Genomic DNA, 16,529 nt, shown 5'->3' with positions numbered 1-16,529 from the left:
TTTCCCCCCCGTGGGAGAATAACCCTGTGGCACAGCAACAAAAACCCGCCGGAATTTGGATTTTGATCGCTTGGCTCAAACAATCGCTCTGGCCCCGGCTGTGGGGAACCGTCCAGGAATGGCAAAAGGACGACGGCGGCCACAGCGCGGCGGCATTGGCGTTTTATACGGCGTTTTCTTTTTTTCCGCTGGTGCTGGTGCTGCTGTCGATTCTGGGATTTTTTTTGGAACGGGCTCAACTCGGTCGACGGGACGCCGCCGAATATCTGCTAAACCCCATTCAAGAACAGGTCAGTCCCCAATTAGCTCAACAGCTTGACATTATCCTGGACCAGGTCAAGGACAATGCCGGCGTGAACGGCCCGGTCGGCTTTATCATACTGTTATTTGGCGCGGTGGGGATCTTTAGTCAGATCGAAGTCGTGTTTGCCCGCATTTGGAAGGAACACTTGCCCCCTAGCGATATGCGCTGGATCGCCATCCTGGGCAGGGTGTTATTCAATCGGCTCAAGGCCTTTTTGGTCATTCTGGGCCTGGGGCTGTTTATTAGCATTACGTTTTTTAGCAGTGTGCTATTTTCCACATTGGGTGTGATTTTTCACGACTGGCCGATGGGCAATCTGCCGTGGAAGATGGCGCAGTTCGCGATTGGCGTGGTGTTGAATAATTGTTTTTTTCTGTTTTTGTACCGCCTCTTTTCGCCGCGCTTTGTTTGGCTGAGCGAGTGTTGGCAAGGTAGCTTTGTGGCAAGTGTGCTGTGGGAAGCGGGGCGCATTGCCCTAACCACGTATCTGATGCAGGGAACTTACACCGCCTATGGCATCGTGGGTTCGTTTATCGCCGTAATGCTTTGGTTTTATTATGCGTGGAGCGTGCTTTTTTTTGGGGCGGAATTTGCCCAAGTAAGTTGCCGCATGCGGCGGCAATCCACCGGAGAGCTAGCGGGGCAATTTTATGGGCTGTAAGGGAGAAACCCAATTAAATACGAACTTTAAACTTACGCGTACACGATAAACACGGTGTCAAGGTGAAAACTTTATGTGGAAAAAAATCGGCCGCCGCACGCTAGCCCATCGTTTTTTGCCTTCGCTTATCAACACGCATCCAAAACGCCCTATTGCCTTCGCAATCAAAAAAATTTAAGCGGTCAGCTGGATGCACGAAGCTCCGTGCGGTTCAGTGGTTCAATATCGCGCCCGCCCGACGTTACGCGCCACATCTATATACGATACTCCCCTACTATGCTACCAAGCCACATCATTGGCTGCGGCGGGGCGGCCCCATTCCAAGAGAACCTTTTGACTTGAGGGGGGAGAAGCTAACCCCGCGCCCGGCGCGGAGCCATTCACCATGGTATCTATCACGGCTTGCCCAGCGGGGATGCCGGCGGCGTCTTGTAGCGGAGCCAGACGCGTGGGATTGGGGGCACTGGGAGAGATGGGCGTGTCTTCATCCACGGAGGGTAAAAACTTGCGTTCATAAATCGACCGTGGCGGTCCGGCCAAGGAGTTTGCTCCCGCGGCGTTCGCGGATAATCCCCCGCCGATTCCGGCTGGCAGGCCTTGATCCACGATGGGGCCTTGCCAGTCGGCGGCATCCTGCTCGGCAAGAGCCGCGGTGTCGCGCGGGACAGCGGTTGCCGGATTCACCGTTGATTCACGGACCGCTTGTGAGGCCCGGGCCTGTGCCTGGCGAATTTGGCGGTCCGACTCGTCCAGATAGCCGGTCGCCGGCTCCGGTTTTTCGCTGCTGGCCACCGCGGTCAAATTATCCCGCGAGGATTGTTTTTGACCTCGCGCGGCTGTGCGTCCCACGGGTATAATCCGGCCATTTCCCCGCAAAAAGGCTTGGGCCATTTCCATGGTGGGGGGGCCTTCCAGTTCGGCGGCGGTTTCATTGAGCGCGGGCATTCCTTGCTTGACCCAGGCAAGCCAACTATTTTGCAAGTCCCCCAGGTTTTCGTATCCGTAATGTTTTTTTACGGCGGCTGACCATTGTTCTTGCCGCATTCCATCCTGCAGAAATGCGACAAACTTCAGCCGCCCCCCTTGTTGCAATAAAAATTTTGCCAGCGAATAACCCTCCGCGTACAGCGGCAGCATCTCTGGCGGATACTGCTTCATCACGAACAATTCGCTAAAGGCAATGCCCCGGTCCGTCTTCAGGAATTCATACAACAGACGGTGCTGCTTGCCCCGTTCGCTAATGTGTTCCATCGTGGTGCAGGCCCCCTCGTCCGCCCAGCGTGGCAGCGGCCGGCGAAAGTGGCTGGCAAAAATGGTGTGGGTGATCTCGTGCGGCAGCACGCTATCGAGGACGCGCTCTTCGGAGCCTTGGATTTTCATTTGCCAGCCGTAGACTTCTCCCCGGTCAAACAAGAAGCTGGTTTCTCCACCCGCGCCCAGGGTGGGAGCCACCCGCGCGACGATTGGGCAGGGGGCGGACCAATCGGGCATGGGTTGCCCGGTCCACAAGATTGCCAGCACGTGGCGGTATTTTTCGGCGGCGCGGCCGATGCGTTCGGCCAGCTCGGGCGTGGGTGCCTGAACGGTAAAGTTGGGCGTTTGAAAACCAGCGCCCAGATTGCAAGCCAAGACAATAATAGCCAGCACGCCGCGGGCGCGTAAATTGCGAGCATCCATGCTCCACCCTGCAAAGAAAAGATCTTGCGGAATCTTGGGGATCTTCCGCCCTAGCGGTGGAAATCAGCCCTGTTTCAGTCCGTCGGCGCGGATGTTCCTCATCCACAGCGCGGCACTGGACACCACCAGCCGTATGTAAAGTTTGCAAACCATAAACAAACTGGGAAAACCCGGATAGACCGGTTTACGCGGGTTTTTCCGCATTCAGCAGCCTCTCCCCACTGGCTGCCTCTGTCGGGGGGATGGCGCGCGTGCGACAATTGCCACTTAACGCGTGCCCGTGATGAGGCATTCCCCCTGAGTCAAAAACCGCAAGAGGGGGGCATTCGCGGGAGGAAATTTTAATTCCGCTAGCAGAGGTCGCGGCACCCAGTGCCACGGCGGGGCGGGGTGCTGGTCGGGATCTTGCAACTCGCACAGAAAAAACCAAAGTCGCAGCGTTCCTCGCGGGGTGGGGCTTTCCGCCGTGTCGAGGATTCGCATGACCCGCACCTTCAAGCCGGATTCTTCCTCTGTTTCCCGCACCGCGGCCACGTCCGGGGTTTCTCCCGGTTCGACTTTGCCCCCGGGAAATTCCGCATATCCCGCAAAGCTGGCATGGGGGGGACGCTCCCCCACCAAGACACAGTTTTGTCGCACAATCACGGCAATGGCGACTTCTCGAGAAATGACGCTGGCTTCCATGCTGGTTCAGGGGGAAAAACTGACCTTCAGTATTACTAACTTTGCAAATTTTGACACCGAGCGAAGATTTTTCGTTGCTGAAGCATTCCCGTGCGAAAGGCGTTTGATACTTTGCGGGCCAAAGGCTCGACTTATCCCAGCCTAGGGCAAGCGCAGCGTCGCCCTAGGTTTAGAATACAGTATAAATGGAAGGGCCAACGGCCCGATTCATCCAATTATACAGACCCATTTAGCAAACAGTCCTTTGGGTTACGGGCTGAAACCCTTACCACGATACTTAACGTCGGCGTTTTTGCAGTTTGCGACTGGCTTGTTCCAGGATTTGCTTTTCGGCGGCGGTCAAGCTGCCAATCCCTTGATCAGTAATTTTTTGCAAAATGCGCTCGACAGCGTCGTCGGTCTGATCCAGAGTGGGTTCCAGGTCGTCGCTGGCGTCTTGGGGGCGATAAATCCGAACATTTTTGGGACGCAGTTTTTTGGACCAACTGCGAAAATTTCCCAGTTGCCAGCCAGACGGCCACAACTCTCCCAGGCTAAAACCAGTTTTCCAAAAGAGGGCACCGCACGCCGCCCCACCCAAGTGTGCGACATACGCGACATCCGAATCACGATAACCCAATGCTCCGCTGAGGTCCCCGATCAGGTAAAAAATGCCCAAGAGCCACACCGGCAGGGGAAACACACCAAAAAAGTACAGAATGCGATTGGGCAGGAACAAAATGGAGGCGGCGATCACGCCGGAGATCGCCCCGGAGGCTCCAATGACCGTATGTTTGTGCAGTTGGTCGATCGCGCCGGGGGTGTTGATAGCGGTTAGTGTTTCCACCGCCACCCAGGCCAAACCGGACAAGATGAGCGTGCTGAGATAAAACAAAATAAACCGGCGCTTACCAATAATTCCTTCCAGATCATTGCCAAAAAGCCAGAGGGCAAACATATTCCAGAACAGGTGCCCTAAATTATCCCCCGAGTGCAAAAAGCCGGCGGTGATAAGCTGCCAGGCGTTCCACGGGGCAAAAAAGAGATTGGCTTGGAGACGGGCATAATCCTGTAATTTAAAATTGCTAAGCAAATCCACCACATAGACCGCCACATTTACCACAATTAAGAGCACGACCCCCGACCATTCACCACCTAGGTGAATCCCGCGGGGATCCTCGCGAACGTAATCTCGATCGTATAAACCCATAAAAGTCGGCTGGCAGGAAATTTGTGGCTATTCAAAGGGGGAATGGCGTAGCGCGACAAATACCGACTACGCCATATCCAGCATCCTTATTTTAGCAGCCGCTGACGGGAAAGGCAGCAGGCGTGGAGGAATACAAATGAAAATCCCCTTTCCGCTTGCTCTCCGCCCCCCCGCGTCCCATAATCGAGCAGTCTCTTGGGGCGGTGCACACCACGAGAGTTCTTTTCTGTATTGATCCTGTTTTCCCAGGGGGATTCGGCGGCATGCTGCGACTTTCTTTTCATGGCGCGGCCGAAACCGTGACCGGTTCTAAATATCTCCTCGAAATTGATAACCAGCGCGTCCTCGTCGATTGCGGTCTCTTTCAGGGATTGAAGGAACTCCGCCTCCGCAATTGGGACCCGCTGCCGTTCGACCCCGCCTCGGTGGATGCCTTGCTGGTCACGCATGCCCACATTGACCATGTGGGTTATATCCCCCGATTTGTGCGGGACGGTTTTCGGGGGGCGATTTATTGCACTCCCGCGACCGCTGAATTAACCGAGATCACATTGTATGATTCCGCCAAATGCCAGCTGGAGGACGCGGACTACGCCAATAAAAAAGGCTTTAGCAAACACCAGCCCGCTTTACCGTTATATGACGACAAAGACGTCAGCCGCGCGATCAAGCTCCTGCAGCCGCGGGAGAGGAACAGTTGGTTTCCGTTGGGGGGTGCGCTTTTTGCCCGCTACATTGACGCGGGACATTTGTTAGGCTCGTCCATGATCCAGGTGGAGGCCCGCCTGCCACGCGGCACGCGGCGAATCCTGTTTTCCGGCGATGTCGGACGCTATCAAGCGCCCCTCTATCACGATCCCGGCTCGCCGCCTCCCTGCGACTACCTCATTTGTGAAAGCACCTACGGCGATCGCGACCATGCGCCCGAACCAGTGCTCGAGCAAGTTGTCCGCGAGGTGCATGACGCCATCGCCCGGGGCGGGATTATGCTGGTGGCTTCCTTTGCGATTGGCCGCACCCAGCAATTGATTTATCTGATGCGCGTGCTGATGCAACAACGCAAAATTCCGGAATTGCCGATTTATATTGATAGCCCCATGGCCGTGGATGCCACCAATATTTATTGCACCTACAGCGATGAGCACGATCTCAGCGAAGGCGAATTGCGTGGACCGGGATGTGTTTTGGACGGAAAACAGATTCATTTGGCCCGTTCGCAAGGGGAATCCAAAGCGATTAACGCCGTGGCGGGACCGGCCATGATCATTTCTTCCTCGGGAATGATGACCGGCGGCAGAATCTTGCACCATCTCAAACAACGTTTGCCGGACCATCGCAACACGGTGTTTATTGGCGGATATACCGCGCCGGGAACCCGCTCGCGGATGTTGGCCGATGGGGCGCGTTTCTTGCGAATTCATGGCCATGACGTGCCGGTGCGGGCGGCCATTTCCAAGCTTCCCGCGCTGAGCGGCCATGCGGGGAAAAGCGAGCTTCTCCGCTGGTTGGAGCCCCTCCCCCCGCCCAAGATGACATTTCTGACCCACGGCGAACTTCCCAGTTCCCAATCATTAGCCGAAACCCTTACTCGCACCCGTGGCTGGCCGGTGATCATTCCCCATCATCAAGAAACGGTGGAGTTGGAGTAGGTACCGTTTGCCGGATGGGACTAAGGGGCGAGAGGTGAGGGGATAGGGACGAGGATCCATACCGTAGCGGAATTCGCCAGAATTCCGAAAATCAATCGTCTCGGAACTTTTGTAAGTTCCGCTACGAGTCTCGTTCCACATTACGCCATCTTTGCCAATCGCCCCCCAATCCTTTATGATATTTGCAGCGCTTTGACCCTGTGATCTATCTGCGGCATACCGCAAATACTGGAAAAAGCTCCTCAAAGGAATTCAACTTTGGACGTCACGGTTTGGCATTGGGTGGCCTTTAGTATCTTTGTCACGATCATGCTGGGTCTGGACTTGTTTGTGTTTCACAAACACGCCCATGAGCCGACCTTGCGTGAGAGCGCGCTTTGGACGCTGTTTTGGTGCGGGTTGGCGTTGACGTTTAATCTGTGGATCTGGTGGGAGGCGGGCTCCGGCCCGGCGATCGAGTTTTTGACGGGATATTTAGTGGAATGGTCGTTGTCGGTGGACAATGTCTTTGTGTTTGCGGTGATTTTTAAATATTTTAAGCTGCCGCTAAAATATCAATATCGCGTGCTCTTTTGGGGGATTTTGGGGGCGATTGTAATGCGGCTGATCTTTATTTTGATCGGCAGCGCGATCCTGCATTATGCCGATTGGACGATGCCGATCTTTGGGGCGTTTTTGATCTACACTGGCATCATGCTGATCGCCCATGACGATGACGAAATTCACCCCGACCAGAACTTTGTGATTCGGCTGGGGCGGCGTATTTTTCGCGTGAGCAAACATTCCGAACAGGATCACTTTTTTGTCAAAATTGACGGGCTCTGGCATGTGACACCCCTCTTTTTGGTCCTCTTGGTCGTGGAGAGCACCGATGTCATGTTCGCCGTTGATAGCGTCCCGACTATCCTGGGGATTACCAGGGACACGTTTATTGTGTTTACGTCCAATATCTTTGCCATCATGGGCCTGCGTGCGTTGTATTTTCTTCTGGCGGGGGTGATGGACATTTTTCATTATTTAAATTATGGACTGAGCGCGATCCTGGGGTTTGTGGGGATCAAGATGATCGCGGATTACTTTTCCAAAACGACCATTTGGACGCAGCTTTTTGGCTATCAACTGCACGAGGGGGATAAACTGATCCGGCCAGAGGTCTCCTTGCTGGTTGTGGTCTCTCTGCTAGCTTTTGCAATCTTGGCCTCAATCCTGTTCCCGCCCAAACACGACCCGACGGTGGAGTTGGTGGCGGAGGCCACGGCACCTGGCGAAGGATCGGAGGAGGCGATGGATCACGCCGTCGAGGAATTGCTGGAGCACGTGGACCAGGCGGAAGAGCAAAGTCAGTAAAATGCGGGAAAATCGCTGATTTAGCGGCAAATTCTCTCGGGAGCGGCTACTCGCCGGAAATTGGCACTTCGGCTAGAATTTTAGTACATTGAGGTGGAATTTGGCTCATGGTCGGGCCACCGATCGCTGGGTCATCCTGAAATCAACTTCTTTTTCCTTGAAAAATTTTGGAAAATTCACACATGTGCAGATTTTTTGCCTTGAGCTTGTTGGTAATCCTGGGGTTAGGTGTGGGTGGTCTGGCGGGCTGTACCGGTAAACCCACGGCCAAGCCGGTCGTCATTGACAAGGATAAAAAGCCCGACGCGCATCACCCCGGTGATGGCCACGACCACTCCCACGAGGGGCATGACCATGCGGGCCATGACCACGCCGGGCATGATCATGGGCATGAAGGGCATGACCATGCGACTGAGGGCAAAGCCGTGACAGGAAAGGCCCCCAGCGACAAGGCCAGTACTGATAAGGCCAGCACGGAAAAAGCCGCTCCTGAAAAAGCCACTAACGAAAAACCAGCCATCGAAACTGCCACGCCGGCTGGCGATAGTGCGGCTACTGGTGCCAATACCGAGAAAAATTCGGGGGGTGAGATTCTTGGATCAGATGATGCCAAGGATGTGGTGTTAGGCGATCCCAAACTCACCGCCGGAATTCCTGGCGAAGGACCGCTAACCGTGGAAGTTATTCAAAGCTGGCTCCAAGACCCTAAAAATCATGAGGAGTTGACTGTCCAACTTCCCCTCGGCCTCTCCGCAGGCGCGGGGCAAGAAAAAGGCCTCTCTGAAAACCCCCTCACACGGGCCAAGATCGAGTTGGGGCGGCAATTGTACTTTGATACGCGGCTTTCGGTGGATAACACCATTAGCTGCGCCAGTTGCCACCACCCCGATTTTGGTTATGCCAAGGACACTCAATTTGGCGTCGGGGTCAAGGACCAACTGGGGGGGCGAAATTCCCCCACCTCGTACAATCGCATCCTCAGCGATGTGCAGTTTTGGGATGGCCGGGCCGGATCGCTGGAGGAACAAGCCAAAGGTCCCATCCAAAATCCAATCGAAATGGGCAACACCCATGAAAACGTGGTCCAGACCGTTAAAGGAATCGAGGGATACCGCATCCAATTTGAAAAAATCTTTGGCGATGTCACGATCGACAACATCGCGAAGGCTATTGCCAGCTTTGAACGGGTGATTGTGACCGGGCCATCTCCGTTCGATTACAACGAAGTTTTACGGGCCTTTGAGGGACAGGAAGAGGATGATATTCGCGAAGATATGGCCGCTTGGGCGAAATTTGAAGAAGCAAAACAGTTTCTGGCCAAAAATCCCATGAGCGACAGCGCCAAGCGGGGCCGCGAGCTGTTTTTTGGCCAAAAAGCCAACTGCACCGCCTGCCATGTGGGCCCCAACTTGACCGACGAAAAATTTCACAACCTAGGGGTTGGAATGATGGCCGACAAGCCCGACCTCGGTCGGTCGGAAATTAGCAAGGACGCAAAAGATACCGGGGCCTTTAAAACGCCCACGATCCGCAACGTCGCCCTGACCGCGCCGTACATGCACGATGGGACGCAAAAGACGCTAGAGGAAGTGGTGGAATGGTACAACAAGGGGGGGCATCCAAATCCCCATCTGAGCGACAAAATTAAAAAGCTGGATCTGACGGATCAGGAAAAAGCCGACTTGGTGGAATTTATGAAAGCCTGCACGGGTGAATTTCCCAAGGTGGAAACCGGCCGGCTCCCGCCAAATTAGCGAGCTGGCTACCAACCTATTACTTGCTTATCCACCATCAAAACAGCAACGGCTCTCCTGCTTGCACACAGGGAGCCGTTGTGCTGAATCGGGCTATCAAACCACTATTAAGTGGTCGTTAACGACTAACCGCAGCAGCTTGGTTCGCAAGCGGGAGCGGGGCAGCAAGGTTCGCAGCAAGCGGGCTTGCAGCAGCGGTGACGGCGGTGGTGCTTGCGGCAATGCTTCTTGCAGCAAGGTTCGCAGCAGCTTGGTTCGCAAGCGGGAGCGGCACAGCAGGTCGGTTCGGCGGCACAGGTCGGCTCAGCAGCACAAGTGGCCGGAGCGGCACAGGTCGGCTCACAAGCCGGTTCACAGCAAGCGGGCTTGCAGCAGCGGTGCTTGTGACCGAACAGACGGCAATGGTGCTTCTTGCAGCAAGGTTCGCAGCAAGGAGCGGGTTCACAAACTGGTTCACAACATGTCGGGGCACAGCAGCGATGCTTGTGACCAAACAAACGACAATGATGCTTGTGGCAGCAAGGAGCCGGAGCGCAGCAAGTCGGCTCCGGAGCGCAGCAACTGGGTTCCGCGGCACAACCGCCACAATGTCCGCCAAACAGGTGGAAAGCCTGGGCAGACGAGGCACCGGCCAGCAAGAAAGCAGCCAGCAAGCCCGCTAACAAGACAACTCGACGCTTCATGGGATACAACTCCTAAAAAACAGAAACAATAAACTTGCCAAATCGGTCTGCATGGTTGGGCAACGTGCCCGGCGGCCCGGAGGACAACACCTGGGGAGTCCACACATTGAGGCTCGATGGTTCGCAGCGCATTTTGGCTTGACCTAGTTGTGCTATCGTCCAGCACAATTTCGCCATCTTAGCCAGTTTGCTAAATTCCCAGAATTTCACTAAAGTCCCCGGATTGCTTATTCCTTAAACTCCCAGGGGACCGATTTTGCCAGTTATATCGTTCCTATCAAATGCACCCCCCGCTATAAAATGTTTGCCTGCGGGATGACATCCACCGGCTTTTGTCCCTTAACTAACGCTTCGTTTCATCTCACCATGCCCATCTTGCGCACGTTTATCGCCGTCGAGATCGGCCCCGATGTGGCCGGTCGGGCGCAAACGCTGATTAACCGGCTCAAAGCCACCGATGCCAAGGTTAGCTGGATTCGGCCCCAGCAAATGCACTTTACGCTGAATTTTTTGGGGGATATCCGCGACCGCGAAATCCCTGAACTGCTGCGACTGGTAACAGACGCCGTCCGGCCCCTCCCCGCATTTGACTTACTCTGCCGCGGCCTGGGCGTTTTTCCCTCGTTGGAAAATCCCCGCACGATTTGGCTGGGGGTTACCACCGGGGCGGAGGCCATGATCGAACTGCATCAGGCTCTTGACCGGGGACTCAAGCAGCTAGGCCTCCGGGGCGAAGGACGCCGCTTTCGACCGCATTTGACCCTGGGACGGGTACGCTCCTTGCCCCACGGGCCGGAAAACTTGGCGGAATTAATCGCGGAATACGCCGCCTACGAGGCGGGCGTCATGAGCGTCTGCGATGTCACGATTATGCATAGCGACCCCCACGGCAATGGCTCCTCGTACGAACCGCTGGGCCAAGCGGAATTACTGGGTTGAGTGGCAAAAAATCCAATAATTATTACTGACCGCGATTCCGCAATTTTACTGTAAATTGATCCCACTATACGCATGGGCCTGAGGCCCGGAAATAGTTCACCCATGTTCCCCCTCGACCCAGTGTCGCAGTTTAGCTACGCCGGCGCGGGTTTACTGGTTGGGATGACTCTGTTGTGGCTCTATCAATGGCGGCACCGGGACGCGGGGATTGTGGATGTGGGTTGGTCCGCGGGCGTGGGTTTGTCGGCACTGTGGTTTGCGGCCACGACTGCCGGGATTGATAGCCGCGGTTGGTTGATTGCGGGGTTAAACGCGGTTTGGTCCTTTCGCTTGGCGTATTACATTTTTACCGATCGCGTGCGTGGCAAAAGCGAGGATGGCCGCTACCAGGCCTTGCGCGCCTATTGGGGGAAATATGCGAACGGGGCGTTTTTGCTATTTTTTTGGGGACAGGCACTGTTAGTGCTGGTCTTTGCCATGTCCCCCTGGGTGGCGCTGCAACCTGTAGTGACCGGGCAATCGTGGCTAGGAAACGCCGCATTGTGGCCCGCCTGGCGGATTGCCGGAGCAAACTGGAGCGCGGGGGATTTGTTGGGCGTGGTGGTCTGGACAATTTCTATAACTAATGAAGCCCTGGCGGATCGACAGCTAGCCCGTTTTCGATCCAATCCCGTCAACAAGGGAAAGGTTTGCCAGGCGGGATGGTGGCGATATTCGCGACATCCAAATTACTTTTTTGAATGGTTGCATTGGTGGAGCTATGTCTTGTGGAGTATAACTAGCAGCCTTTGGTGGTTGACGCTTATCGCGCCCTCGCTCATGTTGTATTTTTTACTCAAGGTAACGGGTATCCCCGCGACCGAGGCCCAGGCGCTCCGCTCGCGTGGTGAAGCCTATCGCGAGTACCAAAGGACCACCAGCATGTTTGTGCCGTGGTGGACGGGGAGTTAGTTTCAGAATTCGACATCTCATAATCTGAGATTTAAGATTTGAGGTCGGAAATCTGGAACCATTCTCCGCCGCGGCATTCATTATCAAAAGTAACTTCTTCTTACTCGTTCATCTCCGTCCGTGAATATTTCTCCTCTGTCCAATCTGACGGACTGTGTCTTTTGGGCCTGCCTCTTAGAGGCTACCGCCGCAAAACCGGGCAACGTCCATCGCGGTGCGGATTTTGAGGATCTAACCTATCCCGATCTGATCATGGCGGGACAGGCCATCGCCCCGGTTTTAGCCCAGTCCCCTTCCCTCCCTTTGGGCCAGGCGATTCACGCTGCGGTTGCCGCCACTCGCGCCGCCGTGAACACCAACGCCAATTTGGGGATTATTTTATTGTTGGCCCCGCTCTGCCTGGTACCACGGCATCAATCCTTGGCAGAGGGCATATCCGCTGTACTAGATAATCTATCTCCTCAAGACGCCACATTAACCTACGCCGCGATCAACCTGGCCCGACCCGGAGGAATGGGCCAGGTCACGCAGGCTGATTTACAAGCCGCTCCGCCGCAGGACTTGCTGGCGGCGATGCGGTTTGCCGCCCAATACGATTCAATCGCCCGTCAATACGCCACCAATTTTCATGACCTTTGGCATTTGGTGGTCCCCAGCCTGCGACAAAACCTGCAACGCCTCCCCACGCTGGCGGCCATTGTAAAAACGTTCGTCGAAGTGCTGGCCGCCTTGCCCGATACCCTGATTCAACGGAAATGCGGTGTCGCAACAGCTCGACACGCCAGTGACTGGGCGGCCGAAGTGCTGGCCGCGGCTAAGGATAGCGACGAAAGTTACCAACAAGCCTTGGCGGATTGGGATTTTTGGCTGCGATCGGATGGGCATCGCCGCAATCCGGGCACAACCGCCGACCTGATATGCGCAGGCCTATTTGTGGGCCTGCGCGAGGGCTGGCTGCGACCCCCATTTCAATGGGAATAAACGAAAACCCTAAATTCAGAGTGGGATGATTGGCCGATCATCCAAGCCACTGGAATACAAAGGTCTTCGCCGAGACGTCCTCCTAGGAAGGAACATCCACCCCGGTGGAAGGAGCTGGCGGGGGGGCCAGGGTATTTCCCACAAAGCTGCAATTCCGATGCGCACCGTCGCAAAAGGGCTTATTGGCGGAAGCGCCGCAGCGACAAAGGGCAACAACCGGCTTATTGGCTGGAAGAGTGAAAATATTTCCCTGATGATCGATCAACTGAAAGGGGCCTTCAATAACAAGGGGGCCATTTTCACGACAACGTATCACGACCGGCTGGGACATAGCTGGCTCCAATTTAGAAAATTGCCAATGCTGCTGATGGCAGTATTCTAAGCCGTAGCGAAAAGTTTGCCAGTGGCGCGGCCTATGACTTGACGACGCAAGGGGGCGGATGCACGGGAGCCAAGCAGCCGCCGGACGCGGGCTTGGCAGGTTGGCGCGTTTGCCCTGCTACCGGGGTAATTCCCGGGGAATATTGGCCGTTTCGGTCGATTCCTGGGGGGAGCCTTCGCCAGGAAGAAAAATGAGCGATTCGAGGATGGCCCGATCCGCCTCGCCAAATTGATCCAGAAGTTGGTTATCAAAGGTTATCATGGCGGTCAGGCGCCAGCCGGAGGGGCCTTCAAATAAATAACAGAGCCAAAGCACAGGAACCCCTTCCACCGACCCTTCCGCCACTACCTTTAAGGTGCGGTTACCAGCGGGATTAGAGCCTTCGCTGGTATCCTGAAGTTTTGTAAAATTCTTGCCCAGTGAATTTTGCACTTCCGCGGCTAATTCGCTCAATTTATACTCGGGCGCGTCTCCCGCCGTCTGGGCCAATTTGATATTGCACTGAGCGATGACTTTTCCCTGGTCCATCAGCCGCATGCTCAGATGCTGGGGCTCGTCGGCGATGATTCTCCACCGCTGGTCATACTGCATGGCAAACACCCCGCGGCGATGCACATAAGCCAGCAAGTCGGCCTGGTCCGCCACAAGGGGGATCGCTCCGAGCTGTTGATCCGACAGTTCAGGAATTTCGGGTATGGCCGTGATTTGGCAGGTCACTTTGCCAGAGACGCTCAACCCCGGCGAGACCGATCCCATGGCCCGCTCTTCTTGAAATTGCCACTGGCATTCCACAAAGTGACCCCGCGCCAAGTCAAACAGTAATTTGCCCTGGACTTCCATTTTTGCCGCCGCTCCCAGGGTCTTGCCCGTCAAGCGGCCCAACACCCGCAACTCGGCGGTCTGGTCGGCGACGGAAATGAGCTGTGCGGTAACGGTCGAGTCCCGCACTTCTTCCATGCAAAAAATCATCCCCAGCAACTGGGCGTCGGGGGACCATTTTTCCCGTAGATTGACGGCGTGGTCAGGTAACAAGCGCGCTAGCGCCAATGAGTCGCCGGGAATTTCCAAAAGATCCCGCTCATCCCGGGTCATCGGTCCCCGCGCGGCTTGCAGCATGATTTTGTCATTGCTCTGGCGTCCCCGCACCAACTGATGCTCGGGCGTCAGTCGCTGAATAATGCTTTCTTTATTAATGCGCAGGACAGCTTTGGCGGATTCATAAAATCGCAAGGAGCGGGCTTCTCCGGCTAAGCTGCCGTCATCCACGCGCCGCTCGCCATAGGCGATTTCACCCTTCACTTGCAGGGGAACTTTTTGCGGTTCCGCGCCGCTCTGCACCAGCAAGTGCCCCGCGATTTCTAGCTGGTAGTTGTACTTTTGTTGCGTTTCCGTGAGGGCGCTGGCCCGCAGTTGGTACGTCTGGGGGTCTTCCGCTAGTACCGATTGGGATAACACCCAACCTAATCCGGCCAATAACCCGGTAACTTGCCACAGCAAGCTTTGCTTTGTCAAAAAATTCACAACCATGCCCACTCCTTGAGCGCAAACTGCCAGATTGGCAGAAATCGATTAATATGGATTAGCTAAAATCTGCATCGACTAGAGTCAAACAGAATATTCAGTGGAATCGTTAAAACCAGCATCAGAGCCTGCGAATGGACTCCCCCTCGTGTTTGTTACAAACTTGTGATGCGCAAAATTCAGGACTGCTATTAAAATGTCACAAGTTGTTTAGTATCAATAATTTAAGATGATCGGACTATTGCGAATCCGTCTCCCCCGAAAAGCTGATTGCGGTAAATACTTACTCTGGAGGTGAACTTTCTCTCGACCTTTTGCCACTCTCTTTCGTAAAACTGGGTAGGACACTTAGGCGACCTGCCCATCAGGCAAATTTACAGGATTTTGGCAAGCTTTGCGGTTGCGGAACGATTTCTGCTGTAGATGACTGCTCGTGCAGGATTGATTTTAGCCAGTGACCCCCCCGGATTGTGGGATGGAATTTTTTTGCCAGGGTGGAGGCAATCATGCGTATGGAATACAAAACTCCGATTTTAAAGCAACTTCGCGACCAACAGGTGGGTTATGCCCCCCGTGACGCCAAACTGCTACAAATTAATCGTGCCGAGCGCTTGGTGGGCGAATTGGTTCCGGAAAAGGTCTATACCTATGAATATTTGTGCCAAAAGATTACTGATTTTAAGCCGCAGTCGTTCCCCCAGTTAAAGCTCAAGGGAGAGGACGCGCGGCATGACTTATTGCTCTTTGTCGAGGACCTGAGCGAATCAGCCAACATTCCCGTGGAAGCGGCCGGGGAGCAAGTTTTGACCGTCGAGGACCTGAGCAAGACGTTTCAGGTTTCGACCAAGACGATTAACCGTTGGCGGCAACAGGGGTTAGTCAGCCGCCGGTTTGTATTTGATGGGCGAAAGCGCGTGGGCTTTTTGCAAAGCAGCGTCAATAACTTTGTCCGCACGCACGAAGATCAGATTCGCCGCGGGGCGCGGTTTAGCCAGATGACCGAAGAGGAACGGCAAGAAATCCTCAGCACCGCCCGACGACTGGCGCGGGGGGGCGGGTCCGCGTCCGAGGTGATTCGCGATGTGGCGGAAAAGTTTACCCGCAGCGTGGAGACCATCCGCTATACCATTAAGAACTTTGACGCCAAGCACCCCGAACTGGCTATTTTTCCCAATGGATCTGGGCCGCTGGATGATGAGGCCAAGAAAAAGATTTTTCAGCAATTCCACCGCGGCGTCAGCATCGACCAACTGGTAAAAAACTTTGGCCGGACACGGACCAGCATTTATCGCATTGTCAATGAAATGCGGGCCCGGCGCATTCTGGAATTGCCCCTGGATTACATCGAACATGCCTCTTTTCCGCGGCTTAATCCCGCAAAAGTGCTGCAAGAGGAGTTCCCCCAGCCCGAGACCACCGTCAAGAAAAGCCGCGCGCCCAACGGTTTGCCCTCCTACCTGCAAAGCCTGTACGAGACGCCGCTGCTGACCCGCGAGCAAGAAGCGTACTTATTTCGCCGGTTTAATTACCTCAAGTACCGCGCTGCCAAACTACGTGCCGATCTGGATCCCGCCACCGCCAAAAGCGGCGTCATGGACGAGATCGAACGGCTGTATGATTTGGCGGTCGCGGTCAAGAATCAAATTGTGCGTTCCAACCTGCGGTTGGTGGTTTCCATCGCCAAGCGCCATGTCGGCCCCAGCGACAACTTTTTTGAACTGGTCAGCGACGGAAATATCTCGCTGATTCGCGCCGTGGAAAAATTCGACTACTCCCGCGGGTTCAAATTTAGCACCTATGCTAGCTG

14 protein-coding genes are annotated in these 16,529 nt (G+C 55.0%); 8 read left to right on the top strand and 6 right to left on the bottom strand.

The annotated features are described in order from the left end of the window. The first annotated feature begins 26 nt into the window (after positions 1 to 26). Positions 27 to 965 carry a YihY/virulence factor BrkB family protein gene (locus SFX18_14465; GenBank protein MDX1964353.1) on the top strand — a complete coding sequence of 313 codons (939 nt, stop codon included), beginning with the start codon at positions 27 to 29 and terminating at the stop codon, positions 963 to 965. Between the two features lie 279 nt (positions 966 to 1,244). Here the strand turns inward: SFX18_14465 and SFX18_14460 are convergent, their stop codons facing one another. From SFX18_14460 to SFX18_14450, 3 genes are all read right to left on the bottom strand, one after another. Continuing rightward, positions 1,245 to 2,642 (bottom strand): hypothetical protein, encoded by a 1,398-nt coding sequence (locus SFX18_14460; protein ID MDX1964352.1) that lies wholly within the window; start codon positions 2,640 to 2,642, stop codon positions 1,245 to 1,247. Between the two features lie 267 nt (positions 2,643 to 2,909). Continuing rightward, complete coding sequence (locus SFX18_14455) at positions 2,910 to 3,326, bottom strand: NUDIX domain-containing protein (protein MDX1964351.1); 417 nt, start codon at positions 3,324 to 3,326, stop codon at positions 2,910 to 2,912. A gap of 277 nt (positions 3,327 to 3,603) precedes the next feature. Then, a complete protein-coding gene (locus tag SFX18_14450) occupies positions 3,604 to 4,515 on the bottom strand; it encodes a rhomboid family intramembrane serine protease (GenBank protein ID MDX1964350.1) in 912 nt (303 codons plus the stop codon). A gap of 263 nt (positions 4,516 to 4,778) precedes the next feature. Between SFX18_14450 and SFX18_14445 the strand changes: the two genes are divergently transcribed. The 3 genes from SFX18_14445 (at position 4,779) to SFX18_14435 (ending at position 9,265) form a co-directional block, all read left to right on the top strand. Then, positions 4,779 to 6,164 (top strand): MBL fold metallo-hydrolase, encoded by a 1,386-nt coding sequence (locus tag SFX18_14445; protein MDX1964349.1) that lies wholly within the window; start codon positions 4,779 to 4,781, stop codon positions 6,162 to 6,164. 258 nt (positions 6,165 to 6,422) lie between these two features. After that, on the top strand, positions 6,423 to 7,511 hold the full coding sequence (locus tag SFX18_14440) for a TerC family protein (GenBank protein ID MDX1964348.1): 1,089 nt from the start codon (positions 6,423 to 6,425) through the stop codon (positions 7,509 to 7,511). A 182-nt stretch (positions 7,512 to 7,693) separates the two neighbouring features. Then, complete coding sequence (locus tag SFX18_14435; GenBank protein MDX1964347.1) at positions 7,694 to 9,265, top strand: cytochrome c peroxidase; 1,572 nt, start codon at positions 7,694 to 7,696, stop codon at positions 9,263 to 9,265. Positions 9,266 to 9,390: 125 nt separating this feature from the next. On the opposite strand, the gene SFX18_14430 is transcribed toward SFX18_14435, so the two are convergent. Continuing rightward, positions 9,391 to 9,948, bottom strand: a complete 558-nt coding sequence (locus SFX18_14430; protein MDX1964346.1) for a hypothetical protein — start codon at positions 9,946 to 9,948, stop codon at positions 9,391 to 9,393. Positions 9,949 to 10,314: 366 nt separating this feature from the next. Between SFX18_14430 and thpR the strand changes: the two genes are divergently transcribed. From thpR to SFX18_14415, 3 genes are all read left to right on the top strand, one after another. Beyond that, on the top strand, positions 10,315 to 10,887 hold the full coding sequence (thpR, locus tag SFX18_14425; GenBank protein ID MDX1964345.1) for an RNA 2',3'-cyclic phosphodiesterase: 573 nt from the start codon (positions 10,315 to 10,317) through the stop codon (positions 10,885 to 10,887). Positions 10,888 to 10,989: 102 nt separating this feature from the next. Beyond that, positions 10,990 to 11,838, top strand: coding sequence for a DUF1295 domain-containing protein (locus tag SFX18_14420; protein ID MDX1964344.1), 849 nt, complete (start codon positions 10,990 to 10,992; stop codon positions 11,836 to 11,838). 120 nt (positions 11,839 to 11,958) lie between these two features. Continuing rightward, the gene (locus SFX18_14415; GenBank protein ID MDX1964343.1) at positions 11,959 to 12,819 is read left to right on the top strand and encodes a triphosphoribosyl-dephospho-CoA synthase; all 861 of its coding nucleotides are present in this window, start codon (positions 11,959 to 11,961) and stop codon (positions 12,817 to 12,819) included. A gap of 82 nt (positions 12,820 to 12,901) precedes the next feature. Here SFX18_14415 and SFX18_14410 read toward each other — a convergent pair whose 3' ends face one another. Together SFX18_14410 and SFX18_14405 are read right to left on the bottom strand one after the other, a co-directional pair. Then, positions 12,902 to 13,150: a CDGSH iron-sulfur domain-containing protein gene (locus SFX18_14410; GenBank protein ID MDX1964342.1), complete on the bottom strand. Its 249-nt coding sequence runs from the start codon at positions 13,148 to 13,150 to the stop codon at positions 12,902 to 12,904. Between the two features lie 168 nt (positions 13,151 to 13,318). After that, positions 13,319 to 14,728 (bottom strand): hypothetical protein, encoded by a 1,410-nt coding sequence (locus SFX18_14405; GenBank protein MDX1964341.1) that lies wholly within the window; start codon positions 14,726 to 14,728, stop codon positions 13,319 to 13,321. 500 nt (positions 14,729 to 15,228) lie between these two features. On the opposite strand from SFX18_14405, the gene SFX18_14400 reads away from it, so the two are divergent. Further along, a partial coding sequence (locus SFX18_14400; GenBank protein ID MDX1964340.1) for a sigma factor occupies positions 15,229 to 16,529 on the top strand: 1,301 nt, incomplete at its 3' end.

Source organism: Pirellulales bacterium (genome assembly GCA_033762255.1).
In the GTDB taxonomy this organism is placed as follows: domain Bacteria; phylum Planctomycetota; class Planctomycetia; order Pirellulales; family JALHPA01; genus JANRLT01.
Note: the sequence above shows the minus strand (reverse complement) of the source record. Positions and strands in the feature narration are given on the sequence as shown.

Excerpts from the sequence above, each read along its gene's own strand:
- SFX18_14460 (MDX1964352.1), bottom strand. The coding sequence starts at position 2,642 with ATGGATGCTCGCAATTTACGCGCCCGCGGCGTGCTGGCTATTATTGTC.
- SFX18_14455 (MDX1964351.1), bottom strand. The coding sequence starts at position 3,326 with ATGGAAGCCAGCGTCATTTCTCGAGAAGTCGCCATTGCCGTGATTGTG.
- SFX18_14450 (MDX1964350.1), bottom strand. The coding sequence starts at position 4,515 with ATGGGTTTATACGATCGAGATTACGTTCGCGAGGATCCCCGCGGGATT.
- SFX18_14445 (MDX1964349.1), top strand. The coding sequence starts at position 4,779 with ATGCTGCGACTTTCTTTTCATGGCGCGGCCGAAACCGTGACCGGTTCT.
- SFX18_14435 (MDX1964347.1), top strand. The coding sequence starts at position 7,694 with ATGTGCAGATTTTTTGCCTTGAGCTTGTTGGTAATCCTGGGGTTAGGT.
- SFX18_14430 (MDX1964346.1), bottom strand. The coding sequence starts at position 9,948 with ATGAAGCGTCGAGTTGTCTTGTTAGCGGGCTTGCTGGCTGCTTTCTTG.
- thpR (MDX1964345.1), top strand. The coding sequence starts at position 10,315 with ATGCCCATCTTGCGCACGTTTATCGCCGTCGAGATCGGCCCCGATGTG.
- SFX18_14420 (MDX1964344.1), top strand. The coding sequence starts at position 10,990 with ATGTTCCCCCTCGACCCAGTGTCGCAGTTTAGCTACGCCGGCGCGGGT.
- SFX18_14410 (MDX1964342.1), bottom strand. The coding sequence starts at position 13,150 with ATGTCCCAGCCGGTCGTGATACGTTGTCGTGAAAATGGCCCCCTTGTT.
- SFX18_14405 (MDX1964341.1), bottom strand. The coding sequence starts at position 14,728 with ATGGTTGTGAATTTTTTGACAAAGCAAAGCTTGCTGTGGCAAGTTACC.